This is a genomic window from Pseudomonas sp. TE12234 (assembly GCF_054061835.1).
Genome location: NZ_JBSSEP010000001.1, coordinates 38,141 through 53,913, shown reverse-complemented (window position 1 = coordinate 53,913; position 15,773 = coordinate 38,141). Strand labels below are relative to the sequence as shown.

At 59.8% G+C, this 15,773-nt stretch carries 15 protein-coding genes; 9 read left to right on the top strand and 6 right to left on the bottom strand.

Going from position 1 to position 15,773, the window contains the following annotated elements; genetic code table 11:
• Positions 1 to 97 precede the first annotated feature (97 nt).
• Positions 98 to 2,902 (bottom strand): DNA polymerase I, encoded by a 2,805-nt coding sequence (gene polA, locus ACVWYU_RS00290; protein ID WP_457371631.1) that lies wholly within the window; start codon positions 2,900 to 2,902, stop codon positions 98 to 100.
• A gap of 74 nt (positions 2,903 to 2,976) precedes the next feature.
• On the opposite strand from polA, the gene ACVWYU_RS00285 reads away from it, so the two are divergent.
• Positions 2,977 to 3,267 (top strand): DUF2782 domain-containing protein, encoded by a 291-nt coding sequence (locus tag ACVWYU_RS00285; RefSeq protein WP_457371630.1) that lies wholly within the window; start codon positions 2,977 to 2,979, stop codon positions 3,265 to 3,267.
• A 57-nt stretch (positions 3,268 to 3,324) separates the two neighbouring features.
• Complete coding sequence (locus ACVWYU_RS00280; protein WP_457371629.1) at positions 3,325 to 4,275, top strand: homoserine kinase; 951 nt, start codon at positions 3,325 to 3,327, stop codon at positions 4,273 to 4,275.
• 45 nt (positions 4,276 to 4,320) lie between these two features.
• Here ACVWYU_RS00280 and ACVWYU_RS00275 read toward each other — a convergent pair whose 3' ends face one another.
• A complete protein-coding gene (locus ACVWYU_RS00275; RefSeq protein WP_457371628.1) occupies positions 4,321 to 5,241 on the bottom strand; it encodes a zinc ABC transporter substrate-binding protein in 921 nt (306 codons plus the stop codon).
• A gap of 66 nt (positions 5,242 to 5,307) precedes the next feature.
• Here ACVWYU_RS00275 and zur point away from each other — a divergent pair, with 66 nt between their 5' ends.
• Genes zur through ACVWYU_RS00255 form a run of 4 tightly spaced genes read left to right on the top strand, consistent with a single transcriptional unit; the run spans position 5,308 to position 8,113 of the window.
• Positions 5,308 to 5,790 carry a zinc uptake transcriptional repressor Zur gene (gene zur / locus ACVWYU_RS00270; RefSeq protein ID WP_090327101.1) on the top strand — a complete coding sequence of 161 codons (483 nt, stop codon included), beginning with the start codon at positions 5,308 to 5,310 and terminating at the stop codon, positions 5,788 to 5,790.
• Entirely contained in the window at positions 5,790 to 6,575 is a 786-nt protein-coding gene (gene znuC / locus ACVWYU_RS00265; protein ID WP_457371627.1) for a zinc ABC transporter ATP-binding protein ZnuC, read from the top strand. The genes zur and znuC overlap by 1 nt, the downstream gene beginning before the upstream one ends.
• The gene (gene znuB / locus ACVWYU_RS00260) at positions 6,568 to 7,356 is read left to right on the top strand and encodes a zinc ABC transporter permease subunit ZnuB (RefSeq protein ID WP_090327107.1); all 789 of its coding nucleotides are present in this window, start codon (positions 6,568 to 6,570) and stop codon (positions 7,354 to 7,356) included. Before znuC ends, znuB begins: the two co-directional genes overlap by 8 nt.
• Before the next feature lie 37 nt (positions 7,357 to 7,393).
• A complete protein-coding gene (locus tag ACVWYU_RS00255) occupies positions 7,394 to 8,113 on the top strand; it encodes a PA5502 family lipoprotein (RefSeq protein ID WP_248914629.1) in 720 nt (239 codons plus the stop codon).
• Positions 8,114 to 8,214: 101 nt separating this feature from the next.
• Here ACVWYU_RS00255 and katE read toward each other — a convergent pair whose 3' ends face one another.
• Positions 8,215 to 10,353, bottom strand: coding sequence for a catalase HPII (gene katE, locus ACVWYU_RS00250; protein WP_457371626.1), 2,139 nt, complete (start codon positions 10,351 to 10,353; stop codon positions 8,215 to 8,217).
• A gap of 209 nt (positions 10,354 to 10,562) precedes the next feature.
• Between katE and ACVWYU_RS00245 the strand changes: the two genes are divergently transcribed.
• From ACVWYU_RS00245 to ACVWYU_RS00235, 3 genes are all read left to right on the top strand, one after another.
• The gene (locus ACVWYU_RS00245) at positions 10,563 to 11,570 is read left to right on the top strand and encodes a methionine ABC transporter ATP-binding protein (RefSeq protein WP_090327117.1); all 1,008 of its coding nucleotides are present in this window, start codon (positions 10,563 to 10,565) and stop codon (positions 11,568 to 11,570) included.
• Positions 11,570 to 12,244, top strand: a complete 675-nt coding sequence (locus tag ACVWYU_RS00240) for a methionine ABC transporter permease (protein WP_090327120.1) — start codon at positions 11,570 to 11,572, stop codon at positions 12,242 to 12,244. The genes ACVWYU_RS00245 and ACVWYU_RS00240 overlap by 1 nt, the downstream gene beginning before the upstream one ends.
• Before the next feature lie 73 nt (positions 12,245 to 12,317).
• The gene (locus ACVWYU_RS00235) at positions 12,318 to 13,091 is read left to right on the top strand and encodes a MetQ/NlpA family ABC transporter substrate-binding protein (protein ID WP_090327123.1); all 774 of its coding nucleotides are present in this window, start codon (positions 12,318 to 12,320) and stop codon (positions 13,089 to 13,091) included.
• Positions 13,092 to 13,178: 87 nt separating this feature from the next.
• Here the strand turns inward: ACVWYU_RS00235 and ACVWYU_RS00230 are convergent, their stop codons facing one another.
• From ACVWYU_RS00230 to ACVWYU_RS00220, 3 genes are read right to left on the bottom strand one after another with little or no spacing between them, the layout of a single operon-like run.
• Positions 13,179 to 13,814 (bottom strand): SCO family protein, encoded by a 636-nt coding sequence (locus tag ACVWYU_RS00230; RefSeq protein ID WP_390957944.1) that lies wholly within the window; start codon positions 13,812 to 13,814, stop codon positions 13,179 to 13,181.
• The gene (cyoE, locus tag ACVWYU_RS00225; protein ID WP_090327128.1) at positions 13,811 to 14,710 is read right to left on the bottom strand and encodes a heme o synthase; all 900 of its coding nucleotides are present in this window, start codon (positions 14,708 to 14,710) and stop codon (positions 13,811 to 13,813) included. Before cyoE ends, ACVWYU_RS00230 begins: the two co-directional genes overlap by 4 nt.
• On the bottom strand, positions 14,698 to 15,771 hold the full coding sequence (locus tag ACVWYU_RS00220; RefSeq protein ID WP_247255170.1) for a COX15/CtaA family protein: 1,074 nt from the start codon (positions 15,769 to 15,771) through the stop codon (positions 14,698 to 14,700). The genes cyoE and ACVWYU_RS00220 overlap by 13 nt, the downstream gene beginning before the upstream one ends.
• Positions 15,772 to 15,773: the final 2 nt, after the last annotated feature.

Sequence of the window (15,773 nt, the reverse complement as noted above, 5' to 3'; positions counted from 1 at the left end):
TTTGGAATAACCCTAAGCGCCTTCCGGAATAAACACCCTTCGCTTGCTCTGCTGCGGCACTACGCCGCAGCAGGAGAGCAGTGTCTCGTCAGACGGCTCAGTGAGCCTCATCCCAGTTGTTGCCTACGCCCACTTCCACCAGCAACGGAACGTCCAGCTTCGCCGCGCCGCTCATGTGCAGGCGAATTTCATTGCTGACCTGATCGACCAGGTCTTCACGCACCTCAAGCACCAATTCATCGTGCACCTGCAGGATGACTTTGGCATCGAGGCCGGATGTGGCCAGCCAGTTATCCACCGCGACCATGGCTTTCTTGATGATGTCCGCCGCCGTGCCTTGCATCGGTGCGTTGATCGCCGTGCGTTCAGCGGCGGCGCGCTCCTGCGGTTTGTTGGAGTTGATCTCCGGCAGGTACAGCCGTCGCCCGAAGAACGTCTCCACATACCCTTGGTCCGCCGCCTGCGCACGGGTGCGGTCCATGTATTGGCGAACGCCGGGGTAACGGGCGAAGTAAGTATCGATGTAGGCCTTGGCGGTCTTGGTGTCCACGCCAATGTCCTTGCCGAGCTTTTGCGCGCCCATGCCGTAGATCAGACCGAAGTTGATCGCCTTGGCGCTACGGCGCTGGTCGGAAGTGACGTCGGCCAGTTCGACCTTGAACACCTCGGCGGCGGTCGCGGTGTGCACGTCCAGATTGTGACGGAAAGCGTTCATCAAGCCTTCATCACGGGACAGGTGAGCCATGATCCGCAACTCGATTTGCGAATAGTCGGCCGCCAGTAACTTGTAACCGGCCGGGGCCACGAAAGCCTGGCGGATGCGACGCCCTTCAGCGGTGCGCACCGGAATGTTCTGCAGGTTCGGATCGCTGGAGGACAGGCGTCCAGTGGATGCCACGGCCTGATGGTAAGACGTGTGGATGCGCCCGGTACGCGGGTTGATCTGCTCCGGCAAGCGGTCGGTGTAGGTGCTCTTCAGCTTGCTCATGGAACGGTATTCCATCAGCACTTTCGGCAGGCGATAGTCATCCTCGGCCAGTTTGGCCAGTACTTCTTCAGCAGTGGATGGCTGGCCCTTGGCGGTCTTCTTCAGCACCGGCAGACCGAGCTTCTCGTAGAGGATGGTCCCGAGCTGCTTGGGCGAACCGAGGTTGAACTCCTCGCCGGCAATCTCGAAGGCTTCGCGCTCCAGCGCCACCATCTTGTCGCCCAATTCAATGCTCTGTACGCCCAGCAGCGCGGCATCGACAAAGGCACCCTGGCGTTCGATACGCGCCAGCACGGGCACCAACGGTATTTCGATATCGGTCAGCACGCTGGCCAGGCTCGGGATGGCGTTGAGCTTCTCGAACAGTGCCTGGTGCAGACGCAAAGTGATGTCGGCGTCCTCGGCGGCGTAAGGGCCGGCCTGCTCAAGGGCAATCTGGTCGAACGTCAGCTGCTTGGCACCCTTACCAGCGATGTCCTGGAAACTCACGGTGGTGTGATCCAGGTACTTCAGCGCCAGGCTGTCCATGTCATGGCGAGTCGCGGTGGAGTTGAGTACGTAGGATTCCAGCATGGTGTCGAAGGCAATGCCGCGCACCGTGATGCCGTTTGCCGGGTCACCGCCGATGGCGCAGTTGGCCAGGATATTCATGTCGAACTTGGCGTGCTGGCCGACCTTGAGTTTGTTCGGGTCTTCCAGAATCGGTTTGAGGGCGCGCAGGACGGTGTCGCGGTCCAGTTGCTCGGGCACACCGATGTAGGAGTGGGTCAGCGGGATGTAGGCCGCTTCGTTGGCCTGCACGGCGAACGACAGGCCCACCAGTTGCGCCTGTTGCGCGTCGATGCCGGTGGTCTCGGTGTCGAAGGCGAACAGTTTGGCGTTGTGCAGTTTCTCCAGCCAGGCATCGAACCGTGCTTGATCAAGAACGGTTTCGTAGCGGGTTTCAGAGCTGACCGCTGGCGCTTCGGCCTCGGCGGCGCTGAACAGATCGACGACCGGCGCTGGCTCGGCGGCAGCGCTCAGCTCGATGCGTTTGGCATCGCGTTGCAGATCGTTCAACCAGCTCTTGAATTCCAGCAGGGTGTAGAGCTCGTAGAGTTTTTCCGGATCTTCGGCCCCCATTCGCAGGTCATCGAGGCCGATGTCCAGCGGCACATCGACCTTGATGGTCGCCAACTGATAGGACAGGAACGCCATTTCCTTGTGCTCTTCGAGTTTGGCCGGCAGGTTCTTGGCGCCGCGGATCGGTAGGGTCGGCACAATATCGAGCTGCGCGTAGAGCTCGGTCAGCCCACCATTCACACCGACCAGCAAGCCGGAAGCGGTTTTCGGGCCGATGCCCGGAACCCCCGGAATGTTGTCGGAAGAATCGCCCATGAGCGCCAGATAATCGATGATCTGCTCGGGAGCGACGCCGAATTTCTCCTTCACGCCCTCTACGTCCATGCTGCTACCGGTCATGGTGTTGACCAAGGTAATGTGCCCGTCGACCAGTTGCGCCATGTCCTTGTCGCCGGTGGAGATGATCACCGGGCGATCGGCGGCCGCGCTGCTGCGGGCCAGGGTGCCGATCACGTCATCGGCTTCGACGCCTTCAACGCACAGGAGCGGGAAGCCCAGAGCGATCACGCTCTGATGCAGCGGCTCAATCTGTACGCGCATGTCGTCGGGCATGCTCGGACGGTTGGCCTTGTATTCGGCGTACATGTCATCGCGAAATGTCCCACCCTTGGCGTCGAACACCACGGCGAACGGGCTGTCCGGATATTGCTTGCGCAGACTCTTGAGCATGTTCAGTACGCCCTTGACCGCACCGGTCGGCAGGCCTTTGGACGTGGTCAGTGGCGGCAGCGCGTGAAAGGCGCGGTACAGGTACGAAGAACCGTCGACCAGGACGAGGGGGGCTTGGTTCATGAGCAGGATCAACCTTTTCGGCGGGTCAGGCGCTAGAATAGCGGGACCGTTGACGACAAAGGGACAAGGTTATCATGTGCACACTAAATCGCCTGTTGCTGGCTGGCTTGTTTGCAATTGCACCGTTAGCCGCCATGGCGGCGGATGATGCACCGACATCGGAACCGCAAGTCACGATCCACACGGAAGGGGACAAAATTATTCAGGAGTACCGCCAAAACGGTTTCCTGTACGCGATCAAGGTCACGCCGAAGGTGGGTAAACCGTACTTTCTTGTACGCGCCGACGGCACCGATGCAAACTACATCCGCTCGGATCAGCCGGATATGCTGATACCGGCGTGGAAGATCTTTGAGTGGAAATAGTTTCTTAATTTCAATCGGCGCTGGCTCACTGGCGGCGCCCGTACTGGCAGTTCAAACATGTCTGTGTTCACTCCCCTGGCTCGGCCCGAGCTGGAAGCTTTTCTCGCCCCTTATGGCCTCGGCCGCCTGCTTGATTTCCAGGGGATTGCCGCCGGTAGCGAAAACACCAATTTCTTCATCAGCCTGGAGCAGGGTGAATTCGTCCTGACCCTGGTCGAGCGTGGTCCGGTTCAGGAGATGCCGTTCTTCATCGAACTGCTCGACGTGCTGCACGAAGCCGATCTGCCGGTGCCTTACGCCTTGCGCACCACCGATGGCGTTGCCTTGCGCGAACTGGCCGGCAAGCCAGCGCTGTTGCAGCCGCGCCTGGCCGGCAAGCACATCAAGGAAGCCAACGCGCAACATTGCGCGCAAGTCGGCGAGTTGCTCGGCCATCTGCACCTGGCGACCCAAGCCAACATGATCAAGCGAAAAACCGATCGCGGCCTCGACTGGATGCTGGAAGAGGGCACTCAGTTTCTGTCGCACCTCGATGCCGGGCAGAAAGATCTGCTGCAACGGGCGCTGGAAGAAATCGCTCAGCAAAAAGAGAAAATTCTGGCGCTGCCACGAGCCAACATCCACGCCGATCTGTTCCGCGACAACGCGATGTTCGAAGGGACGCACCTGACCGGGTTGATCGACTTCTACAACGCCTGCTCGGGGCCGATGCTCTACGATGTGGCGATTGCCTTGAATGACTGGTGTTCGGACGAAGAGGGGTTGATCGATGGGCCTCGCGCCCGGGCCTTGTTGGGGGCTTATGCGGCCCTGCGGCCATTCACTGCTGCCGAAGCCGAGCTATGGCCGACCATGCTGCGGGTGGCGTGCGTACGGTTCTGGCTGTCACGCCTGATCGCTGCGGAGTCGTTCGCCGGGCAGGACGTGTTGATTCATGATCCGATGGAGTTTCAGCTGCGGCTGGCGCAGCGGCAGAAGGTCAATACGCCGTTGCCTTTCGCGCTCTAAGTTGTGGTGAGGGGGCATGCCCCCTCACCATAGGTTTTGAGTCGGTTAAAGCGACTCCAGGCACCCTGCCAGATCATTGCCCAACTTTTCCAATACCTGCTCGTACCCCTGGGCCGTCGCTGGCGTGTACCCGCCCAGCGCATCCAGTTCCGCCAGTTTCACCGGCAAGCCGGCTACCAGGGTTTCCGCCAGGCGCGGACGCAGTGGCGGCTCGCTGAATACACAGGTCTTGCCCACTTCCTGCAGCCGCGCGCGCATCGCCGCGACATGCTGGGCGCCAGGTTGCACCTCAGCTGCAACACTGAAAACGCCGGTGTGCTTGAGCCCGTAGGCGTCCTCGAAGTAATCGAAGGCTTCGTGGAACACGAAGTAAGGTTTGCCTTCAATGCCTGCCAGCCGTTTCTTCAGGCGCAGATCCAGCGCATCGAGACGTTCATCGAACGCCTTGAGATTGCTTTGATAGCGCGCGGCGTTGTCGGGATCGGCTGCGCTGAGGTCAGCCGCCATTTTCGTCGCGATGACGCGGGCGTTGATCGGCGACAGCCACAAATGCGCGTCCAGGCTACCCGGGCGATGATCGTGGTCATGCTCGTCGGCTTCTTCGGCGTGGGAGTGGCTATCTTCGGCGAAACGGCGCAATTTCATGCCCGACAGATCCTGCACGGCGACGCTCGGCAACGTCCGGCCATTGAGCACGCGGGGCAGGAAACCTTCCATGTCCGGACCGATCCAGTACAGCAAGTCCACCGATTGCACTTTCCGTACGTCGGAAGGGCGCAAGGCATAGTTATGCGGTGAGGCGCCCGGCGGCAACAGCACTTCCGGAATCGCCACGCCGTCCTGCACCGCAGCGGCAATCAATTGCAGCGGTTTGATGCTGGTGAGGACTTTGACTTCGGCGTGGGCCGAACCGACCAGCAGAAAACTGGCGACAAATGCGACAAAAAAAGAAAAAAGTCGGGACACGATGACCACTCGAAGAGGCGAGAACGGGTAACATAATAACGTCTCTTACCATACGCGTCGCCGCTCATGTCTAAAACACCGATTGCCAGCCGTCCCCACGACCACTCTCATTGCGTTCACAGCGCTTTGTCCGAGGCCGATGCGCTGTGCGCGCGCCAGGGCCTGCGCTTGACTGCCTTGCGCCGACGGGTGCTTGAGCTGGTGTGGCAAAGCCACAAACCGTTGGGCGCGTATGACATTCTCGCCGTGCTGAGCGAGCAGGACGGCCGCCGCGCCGCACCGCCGACCGTGTATCGCGCGCTGGATTTTCTATTGGACAACGGCCTGGTTCACCGAATCTCTTCGCTCAACGCCTTCATCGGCTGCAATCATCCGGAGCACGCGCATCAGGGCCAGTTTCTGATTTGCCGTGATTGTCACGCGGCCATTGAGCTCGAACAGAAATCCATCAGCGACGCGATCATCGCCAGCGCCCAAGAGGTCGGGTTCGTCGTCGAAGGCCAGACCGTCGAAGTGATTGGTCTCTGCTCTGGTTGTCAGGGGGCTTGATGAGCAAAGCGCTGATCCGCCTCGAGCAGGTTGCCGTCACGTTCGCCGGGCAAAGTGTGCTGGATAACATCGAGTTGAGCGTCGAACCGGGGCAGATCGTCACTTTGATCGGCCCCAATGGCGCGGGCAAGACGACGTTGGTGCGCGCCGTGCTCGGTCTGTTGAAACCCGACAGCGGCAGCGTCTGGCGCAAACCGAAGCTGCGCATCGGCTACATGCCGCAAAAACTTCACGTTGATCCGACGCTGCCGCTCTCGGTCCTGCGCTTCTTGCGTCTGGTGCCGGGTGTGGACCGTGCGATGGCCCTGGCGGCACTTAAGGAAGTCGGTGCCGAACAGGTGATCGACAGTCCGGTGCAAAGTGTTTCCGGTGGTGAAATGCAGCGTGTCCTGTTGGCCCGGGCCTTGTTGCGCGAACCGGAACTGCTGGTGCTCGACGAACCGGTGCAAGGTGTCGATGTGGCCGGTCAGGCCGAACTCTACAGTTTGATTACCCGTCTGCGTGACCGTCACGGTTGCGGTGTGTTGATGGTGTCGCACGACCTGCATCTGGTGATGAGCACCACCGACCAGGTGGTTTGCCTCAATCGCCATGTTTGTTGCTCCGGTCACCCTGAGCAGGTCAGCGGCGATCCGGCGTTCGTCGAGCTGTTCGGAAAAAACGCACAAAGCCTGGCGATTTATCACCACCATCACGACCACGCCCACGATCTGCATGGCTCGGTGGTCAAGGCGCCCGGATCGGGCCATACCCATGTCCATGGAGATAGCTGCAAGCATGGCTGATTTTCTGCTCTACGCCCTGCTTGCAGGTCTGGCCCTGGCGGTGGTTGCGGGACCTCTGGGTTCCTTCGTGGTCTGGCGACGCATGGCTTATTTTGGCGACACCCTATCTCATGCGGCATTGCTGGGCGTGGCGTTGGGCTTTTTGCTGGATGTCAGCCCGACCGTTGCAGTGACCGTGGGTTGCTTGTTGTTGGCGGTATTGTTGGTGACCTTGCAACAGCGTCAGCCGCTGGCGTCTGACACGCTTTTGGGAATTCTCGCACCCAGCACGCTCTCTCTGGGCCTGGTGGTACTAAGCTTCATGCACGAAGTGCGGATCGACCTGATGGCGTATCTGTTCGGCGACCTGCTGGCGATCAGCCCGACCGATCTGGCCTGGATTTTGGGTGGTAGCGCGGCTGTTCTGGCGCTGCTGGTTGCCTTGTGGCGACCGTTGCTGGCCATTACCGTGCACGAAGAGTTGGCCAGGGTCGAGGGCTTGCCCGTAGCCGGATTGCGCATGGCGCTGATGCTGTTGATCGCTGTGGTGATTGCCGTGGCGATGAAAATCGTTGGTGTGTTGCTGATCACTTCGTTGCTGATCATCCCGGCGGCTGCGGCACAACGTCACGCCCGCTCACCGGAGCAGATGGCACTGGGTGCGAGCCTGCTGGGCATACTCGCCGTGTGTGGCGGATTGGCGTTGTCCTGGTTCAAGGACACACCGGCCGGCCCGTCAATTGTGGTGGCAGCCGCCGCGCTGTTTCTGCTGAGTTTTGTTCTGCCCCGTCGAGGGGTGTAGACTTGCTCGTTTTTTGCGCAAATAGAGAGTCGCAGGAATGAAGTCGTTCGCCTCCCGTTATCTGCTCCTTGTCGCATTTTCTGTGCTGCTGGGCGCTTGCCAAAGCACGCCACCGGCGGCCACCGAAGCCCCCGATGCGCGGGCCGCGGCCATTGCACAGCTTGAGCAAAGTCTGGCCAGCAGCGAACTGGCCACGGCGGAAGATCAACTGGCTGCCTTGCAAGCCGAATCGCCCAACGATCAATCCCTTGAGCAATACCAGCGTCAACTGGCAGAAGCCTACTTGATGCGCAGTCAGATCGTGCTGCAAAAAGGCGATGTCAACGCCGCAGCCACCGCCCTGAGTCGCGCCCGCGCGCTGATGCCCAAGGCGCCGGCGCTGACCGGTGGGGTCAATGGCGCCATCGCCCAAGCGCGCAAGGCTGAGCTGGAAAAGGCTGAAGCAGCTCTCAAGGCGGCCGAAGCCCAGCCAAAAGCCAAGGTTATCGACCCGACGGCTGAAAGCACCACGGTTGCGCTGAATATCAACGATATGGGCAAATTGCGCCGACAACTGGACGCGATCGCCGCCGATGTGGTGAATTTTCAGTGCGATGTGAGCATTCAGGCTCCGCGCACTGAAGATTATCCGTGGTTGGCTAATTTACTGAGCAAGCGTGTGAAGAAGCTCGATCCGGAGTTTGACCTGAAGCTTGAGCGACAGATCCTGCGCAGTGTTCCGGCGCAGATGGTGCTCAGCCCTCGCAAAAAACCTTAAAAGCATCGCGAGCAGGCTCGCTCCCACGTTCGATTTGTGTTCACTGCAAATCAACTGTGCGAGCTTGCTCGCGATGGCGGCCTTTCAATCGCTAAAAAATTTCAGGCCGGAACAGCCTTGGCCTTCGGCTCCCTGTCCCACACCCGATGCTGCCCGATGGCCGCAAAAAACGGCTTGATCAGCTTGGCATCCGCACCGACGATCAACCCCGCATCCGCCTCCAGTTTCATCACATCCAGCAATTGCTTCGCCTCGCCATGCAGCGCGATCGCTTTCAAGTGTTTGTAGGCTTCGAGCAGGTAATGCAGGGCGACGCCGTCCGTGCTCAAGGCCTTGATCGATGCGGCGCCTCCGGGCACGAACACGGCGTCGAATGCCACTGAAGGCAAGCCTTCCATGGACGCATCCACCGTTAATGTCTTGCCATCGGCGGTCGTCACGGGGGCGGAAGTCGGGCCAAGCAGTTTGGCGTGCGCGCCTTCGGCTTCCAGCGCTTTCTTCATGGCATCAATCGCTGCGCCATCGACACCGTTGGCTGCAAGGATGGCGACTTTTCGCGTCTTGATATTGCCCGGTAGCAGATTGGCCTGGCTCAGGGCCGGCGAACGCTCCAGAGAAATGTTCGGCACATCGACCGTTCCGGCCTTGGGTGCCGGCAAGCCGAGGTTCTGCGCCACACGCTTGGCCAGATCCAGGTCGATGTTGGCGAGGATTTCGTTCACTTGCCGTGCGCGGATGAACTCCCGTTCAACCTTGCCCAGCTCGAAGCTGTACGCCGAGATGATGTGCTCCTGCTCATGCTTGCTCATGCTGTGGAAAAACAGCCGTGCCTGAGAGAAATGGTCGCTGAACGACTCGCTGCGCTGACGAATCTTGTTGGCATCGATGCGTTCGGCATATGTCTCGAAGCCACCGTCCCGCGCGGCAGGTGGTGTTTCTTTCGGCCAGCCGCCATCGATTGAGTTTGGTTCGTAGGATGCGCGGCCCTTATCAATCGTCGTGCGGTGTAACGCATCCCGCTGGCCGTTGTGGAACGCAGAGACCGGACGGTTGATAGGGATCTCGTGAAAATTCGGTCCGCCGAGTCGGCTGATCTGGGTATCGGTGTAGGAAAACAGACGGCCTTGCAGCAGCGGATCGTTGGAGAAATCGATGCCCGGCACAATGTGGCCCGGACAGAAAGCAACCTGTTCGGTTTCGGCAAAGAAGTTGTCCGGGTTGCGGTTGAGCACCATTTTGCCCTGTGGTGTGATGGGCACCAGTTCTTCCGGAATCAGCTTGGTGGGGTCGAGAATGTCGAAATCGAAGGCATGTTCGTTTTCTTCCTCGATGACCTGTACACCGAGCTCCCATTCCGGGTAATCCCCCATCTCGATGGATTCCCAGAGGTCGCGACGATGGTAGTCGGTGTCTTTGCCCGCCAGTTTCTGCGCTTCATCCCACACCAGCGAACAAGTCCCGGCCGTAGGGCGCCAGTGGAATTTGACGAAGCGTGATTTTCCTTCGGCATTGATCAGGCGGAAGGTGTGCACACCGAAACCCTGCATGCTGCGCAGGCTTTTCGGGATCGCCCGGTCGGACATGGCCCAGATCACCATGTGTGCCGATTCCGGCTGCAACGAGACAAAGTCCCAGAACGTATCGTGGGCCGAACCGCCGGTGGGAATCTCGTTATGCGGTTCAGGCTTCACTGCATGCACGAAGTCAGGAAACTTGATGGCGTCCTGAATGAAAAACACCGGCATGTTGTTGCCCACCAGATCGAAGTTGCCTTCGTCGGTGAAAAACTTCACCGCGAAGCCTCGTACGTCCCGCACCGTGTCGCCTGAGCCACGAGGGCCTTGCACGGTGGAAAAACGCACGAATACCGGGGTTTTTTGGCTTGGGTCCTGCAGGAAACCCGCCTTGGTCAGCACGCTATGGTTCTCGTAGGACTGAAAGTAGCCATGGGCACCCGTGCCCCGAGCGTGAACGATGCGCTCGGGAATCCGTTCATGGTCAAAGTGCGTGATTTTTTCACGCATGATGAAATCTTCTAGCAGCGAAGGTCCGCGAGCCCCGGCCTTCAGGCTGTTCTGATTGTCCGCCACCTTCACGCCCTGATTGGTGCGCAAGGCCTGGCCGGTGGCGTCGGAGCGGAATTTTTCCAGGCTATCGAGTTTGGCGTTGGTATTGCTGCGGTCCAGGGTATCGGTCCCGGCCAGTGCGCTCTTGTTGGCGGCAGGCTTCTTGGTACTCATCAGGCATATCTCCTCGGGCTGTTTTCGAGTGGCCTAAGTAATGACTGATGACGTTTTTAGCCGTTCCTTTTATCTGACCTTCGATCGCGTTATTGCCAAATGACTGGTCGAATGCGAAATAAATGCTAAGAACCTCTATACGGACAGGCTAAAATGCGCGCCCGGCTAACCGCTGATCCTTTTCTAACGCGCCCCACAAGGTTCGCTACGTGATCGAGTTCCAAAACGTCCATAAAACCTACCGCGTCGCCGGTAAGGAAATTCCCGCCCTGCATCCGACCAGTCTGACGATTGAGAACGGTCAGGTCTTTGGCCTGATCGGCCATTCCGGTGCGGGAAAAAGTACCCTGTTGCGCCTGATCAATCGCCTGGAAAACTCCAGCGGCGGCAAGATCATCGTTGACGGCGAAGAAGTTACTGCGCTCGATGCCAATGGTTTGCGCCGTTTCCGCCAGCAAGTCGGGATGATTTTCCAGCACTTCAATCTGCTGGCCTCCAAGACCGTTGCCGACAACGTCGCGCTGCCACTGACCCTGGCCGGTGAACTGTCGCGTGCTGACATCGATCAACGTGTGGCCGAATTGCTGGCCCGGGTCGGTTTGTCCGACCACGCCAAAAAATACCCGGCGCAATTGTCTGGTGGTCAAAAGCAGCGTGTCGGCATTGCCCGCGCCTTGGCGACCAAGCCGAAAATCCTGCTGTGCGACGAAGCCACCAGCGCCCTGGACCCACAGACCACGGCCTCGGTCCTGCAATTGCTGGCCGAGATCAATCGTGAGCTGAAGCTGACCATCGTGCTGATTACCCACGAGATGGATGTGATCCGTCGTGTCTGCGACCAGGTGGCGGTGATGGACGCTGGTGTGATCGTCGAGCAAGGCTCCGTGGCCGAGGTGTTCCTGCACCCGAAGCACCCGACCACCAAGCGTTTCGTGCAAGAAGATGAACAAATCGACGAAAGCGAACAGCGTGACGACTTCGCTCATGTGCCGGGCCGCATCGTGCGTCTGACGTTCCAGGGCGAAGCGACCTACGCGCCACTGCTGGGTACCGTTGCTCGCGAAACGGGCGTGGACTACAGCATCCTGGCCGGTCGTATCGATCGCATCAAAGACATTCCTTACGGGCAACTGACCCTGGCTGTGACCGGTGGTGACATGGAAGCGGCCTTCGCCCGCTTCACCGCTGCCGACGTTCACATGGAGGTGCTGCGTTAATGGAAGCCCTGACAAGTTTCTTCGCCAATATCGACTGGTTCGAAATCTGGCTGGCCACGGGCGACACCTTGCTGATGCTCGGTGGTTCGCTGTTGTTCACCGTGCTGCTGGGTCTGCCACTGGGTGTGTTGCTGTTCCTCTGCAGTCCGCGTCAGTTGCTGGAAGCCAAAGGCATCTACGCGATGTTGTCGCTGGTGGTGAACATCCTGCGTTCGCTGCCGTTCATCATTTTGCTGATCGTGATGATTCCGTTCACCGTGTTGATCACCGGAACGTCCCTCGGTGTCGCCGGTGCGATTCCGCCACTGGTGGTGGGCGCCACGCCGTTCTTTGCCCGTCTGGTGGAAACCGCGTTGCGTGAAGTCGATCGCGGCATCATCGAAGCGACCCAGTCCATGGGTGCGACGACGCGGCAGATCATCACCAATGCGTTGCTGCCTGAAGCCCGTCCGGGCATCTTCGCGGCGATTACGGTGACAGCCATTACACTGGTGTCCTACACGGCGATGGCGGGTGTGGTCGGCGCGGGCGGGCTGGGTGACCTGGCGATTCGTTTCGGTTACCAGCGTTTTCAGACTGACGTGATGATAGTCACCGTGATCTTGCTGCTGGTACTGGTTCAGGTACTGCAGACCGTCGGCGACAAGCTGGTTGTCCACTTTTCTCGTAAATGATCAATGAGCCGGCCATTTGCTGGCAGGCGCTGGTTCAGGCGTCGCAAGCGAGTACTCACAAGGAGTTAGCTGAATGAAAAAACTACTGGTCGCATTCGCTGCCGTTGCAGCCTTTTCCGCTCACGCTGCCGAGACCCTGACGGTCGCGGCAACCCCGGTTCCCCACGCGGAAATCCTCGAATTCGTTAAACCGACCCTGGCCAAAGAAGGCGTGGACCTTAAGGTCAAAGTCTTCACCGACTACATCCAGCCGAACGTGCAGGTCGCGGAAAAACGCCTGGATGCCAACTTCTTCCAGCACCAGCCGTACCTCGATGAATTCAACAAGGCCAAGGGCACTAACCTGGTTTCGGTAGCCGGTGTGCACCTCGAGCCGCTGGGCGCTTACTCCAGCAAGTACAAGAAACTGGAAGAGCTGCCAGGCGGCGCGAACGTGGTGATCCCGAATGACGCCACCAACGGCGGCCGCGCCTTGCTGTTGCTGGCGAAGGCGGGCCTGATCAAGTTGAAGGATTCGAACAACATCCTGTCGACCGTCAAGGACATCACCGAGAACACCAAGGACCTGAAATTCCGTGAACTGGAGGCCGCGACCATCCCGCGCGTGCTGACCCAGGTCGACCTGGCCCTGATCAACACCAACTACGCGCTGGAGGCCAAGCTCGACCCCTCCAAGGATGCGCTGGTCATCGAAGGCAGCGACTCGCCATACGTGAACATCCTCGTTGCCCGCCCGGACGACAAGGACAGCGATGCGATGAAGAAACTGGTTGCTGCACTGCACAGCCCGGAAGTGAAAGCATTCATTCTCGAGAAGTACAAAGGTGCGGTGGTGCCAGCGTTCTGATTGGCTGAAAGTACAAAAAAGGGGACGCCAGATGCGTCCCCTTTTTTGTGCCAGAAATACCGACCCTGTAGAGCCGGCTTGTGGTGGTTATTTGCGGTTCAACATCACCGGCAACTGCGCCACCAGCTTCGCATTGTTCAACGGCGCCCGGATAAAACCGCGCTGTGTCCCGTCCGGCCCGATCACCGCCAGGTTGCCGCTGTGGTCGACGGTGTAGTTGGGCTTGCTGGTGTCCGCCGGAATGAACGGAATGCTCACCGCATTGGCAACTTTTTGCAGTTCTTCGATCGATGCCGGGGTCAGGCCGATGAACTGTGGATCGAAGTAGCCCAGGTATTGCTTGAGCTGCTTGGGCGTGTCGCGATTCGGGTCGACGCTGACCAGTATGATTTGCAACTTGGCCACCGCCTCGGGTGGCAGTTCGCTTTTGATCTGGCGCAATTGGGCGAGGGTGGTCGGGCAGATGTCCGGGCAGAAGGTATAGCCAAAGAACAGCAGGCTCCATTTGCCTTTCAACTCGTTGATCGTGACCGGTTGACCGTCCTGGTTAGTCATCGTCACGCTCGGCAGGCTGCGGCTTTGAGGCAGCAGGATGATCCCCGCATCGATCAGCGCCGTCGGGTCGCCCTGGCCTTTGCCCGACAGCACTTTATTGATGGTCAGGCCCAGGACCAGTGCGATCAGGGCGACGAGGATGAAGACGGTTTTCTGGGTTCGAGTCATAGGTTCAACAATAAGTAGTGATCAACGAGCAGGGCGATGAACAGCAGGAACAAGTAGTAAATAGAGTACTTGAAGGTGTTGATCGCCGCGTGCGGCCGAGTGCCACGGTACAGCACCACCGACCATTGCAGAAATCTGGCGCCCAGGCCGATGGCGCAAATCAGGTAGAGCAGGCCACTCATGTGAATCACGTACGGCATCAGGCTGACGGCCAGCAGCGCGCCGGTGTAAAGCAGGATATGCACCTTGGTGTAATGCTCGCCGTGGGTCACCGGCAGCATCGGAATATCGGCCTTGGCGTATTCCTCTTTGCGGTGAATGGCCAGGGCCCAGAAGTGTGGCGGGGTCCAGGCGAAGATGATCAGGACCAGCAATAGTGGTTCGGCACTGACGTGACCTGTGGCGGCAGTCCAGCCGAGCAAGGGCGGAGCGGCGCCGGCCAGTCCGCCAATGACGATGTTCTGCGGCGTCGCGCGCTTGAGGAAACCGGTGTACACCACGGCATAGCCCAGCAAGGAGGCGAGGGTCAGCCAGGCCGTCAGCGGATTGGTGAAGGCCAGCAGCAAGGCCTGGCCGAGCACCGCCAGCACCAGGGCAAAGGTCAGCGCGGCGGCCGGTGAAACCCGGCCTTCGGCCAGAGGTCGTTTATGCGTGCGGGCCATCACCGCGTCGATGCGCCGGTCCACCACATGGTTGACCGCAGCCGCACCGCCCGCGCACAAGGCGATCCCCAGATTGCCGAACAGCAATACGGTCCACGGCACGCCGGCGCGGGTCGCGAGGAACATCCCCACCAGCGAGGTGATGAGCATCAGCACCACCACTTTCGGTTTGGTCAGCTCCAGGTAGTCACGCCAAATCGCCTGACTGGGACGTTCGCCGATCAGAATCGCCATGGCATCTCTCCTTTTATTGTTATGGGCCCGGCTGTTTGTTTACGCGGACTGAAGCGCCAGCGAGTCGGCTGCTTGACCCGAACCAGGCTGGTTCGGGCGTGATAATTGACCAACACCATCGTCAGCAGCAGCGCAGCACCCCCGGCGTTGTGCGCGACGGCCACTGGCAGCGGCAGATGAAACAGCACGTTGCTGATACCGAGGCTGATTTGTGCGGCGAGGGCAGTCAGTACCAGGCCGGCCAGGCGTGTCATGCCGACCGCCTTCAGTTGCCACGCCAGACCCAATAGCACGAGTGTCACCAGCAATGCGCCGATGCGGTGAGTCAGGTGAATCGCGGTGCGGGCATCGCTGTCCAGTTGCCCGCCGAGGTAATTCGGGCCGATATGTTGGGTCAGGTGAAAGCCGTTGGCGAAGTCGGCGGGGGGTAGCCATTGACCGTGGCAGGTCGGGAAGTCGATGCAGGCCACGGCGGCGTAGTTGGAACTGACCCAGCCGCCGAGGGCGATTTGCAGGATCACCAGCAGCAACCCGGCCGTCGCCCAGTGCTGCAAGCGCCGTGGCACCGTCAGCGCCGGCAGCACGCCGGACAGGCGCAAGGTCAGTAGAAACAACAGGCTCAGCGTGGCAAAGCCGCCCAGCAAATGTCCGGTGACCACCTGCGGCCAGAGCTTGAGCGTCACCGTCCACATGCCGAATGCCGCTTGGCCGAACACCACCGCCAGCAGGAACAACGGCAGCTTCAGCGGTTGTCCCGGATGCCGGCGATTGATCCAGGCGCGTGCGGCCAGCACCGAAATAAGCATGCCGAGGGTGCCGGCAAAGTAGCGATGGATCATCTCGTTCCAGCCCTTGTGGGCCTCTACTGGCGCATCAGGGAAATGCAATTCGGCATGGGCCAGTTGGGCTTCGCTTTTCGGCACGCTGATAAAACCGTAGCAGCCGGGCCAGTCCGGGCAGCCGAGGCCGGCGTGGGTCAAGCGGGTATAGGCGCCGAGCAACACCACAATCAGTGCCAGCAAGGTGGCAAACAGCGCGAGGCGAAATCCAGGTTTGGCCATGA

What these genes read in the sequence shown, in the direction of transcription:
- znuB (WP_090327107.1), top strand. Translation starts at nt 6,568, where the DNA reads ATGGCTGATTTTCTGCTCTACGCCCTGCTTGCAGGTCTGGCCCTGGCG.
- ACVWYU_RS00230 (WP_390957944.1), bottom strand. Translation starts at nt 13,814, where the DNA reads ATGACTCGAACCCAGAAAACCGTCTTCATCCTCGTCGCCCTGATCGCA.
- katE (WP_457371626.1), bottom strand. Translation starts at nt 10,353, where the DNA reads ATGAGTACCAAGAAGCCTGCCGCCAACAAGAGCGCACTGGCCGGGACC.
- ACVWYU_RS00235 (WP_090327123.1), top strand. Translation starts at nt 12,318, where the DNA reads ATGAAAAAACTACTGGTCGCATTCGCTGCCGTTGCAGCCTTTTCCGCT.
- ACVWYU_RS00285 (WP_457371630.1), top strand. Translation starts at nt 2,977, where the DNA reads ATGTGCACACTAAATCGCCTGTTGCTGGCTGGCTTGTTTGCAATTGCA.
- zur (WP_090327101.1), top strand. Translation starts at nt 5,308, where the DNA reads ATGTCTAAAACACCGATTGCCAGCCGTCCCCACGACCACTCTCATTGC.
- znuC (WP_457371627.1), top strand. Translation starts at nt 5,790, where the DNA reads ATGAGCAAAGCGCTGATCCGCCTCGAGCAGGTTGCCGTCACGTTCGCC.
- cyoE (WP_090327128.1), bottom strand. Translation starts at nt 14,710, where the DNA reads ATGGCGATTCTGATCGGCGAACGTCCCAGTCAGGCGATTTGGCGTGAC.
- polA (WP_457371631.1), bottom strand. Translation starts at nt 2,902, where the DNA reads ATGAACCAAGCCCCCCTCGTCCTGGTCGACGGTTCTTCGTACCTGTAC.
- ACVWYU_RS00240 (WP_090327120.1), top strand. Translation starts at nt 11,570, where the DNA reads ATGGAAGCCCTGACAAGTTTCTTCGCCAATATCGACTGGTTCGAAATC.
- ACVWYU_RS00220 (WP_247255170.1), bottom strand. Translation starts at nt 15,771, where the DNA reads ATGGCCAAACCTGGATTTCGCCTCGCGCTGTTTGCCACCTTGCTGGCA.
- ACVWYU_RS00255 (WP_248914629.1), top strand. Translation starts at nt 7,394, where the DNA reads ATGAAGTCGTTCGCCTCCCGTTATCTGCTCCTTGTCGCATTTTCTGTG.
- ACVWYU_RS00280 (WP_457371629.1), top strand. Translation starts at nt 3,325, where the DNA reads ATGTCTGTGTTCACTCCCCTGGCTCGGCCCGAGCTGGAAGCTTTTCTC.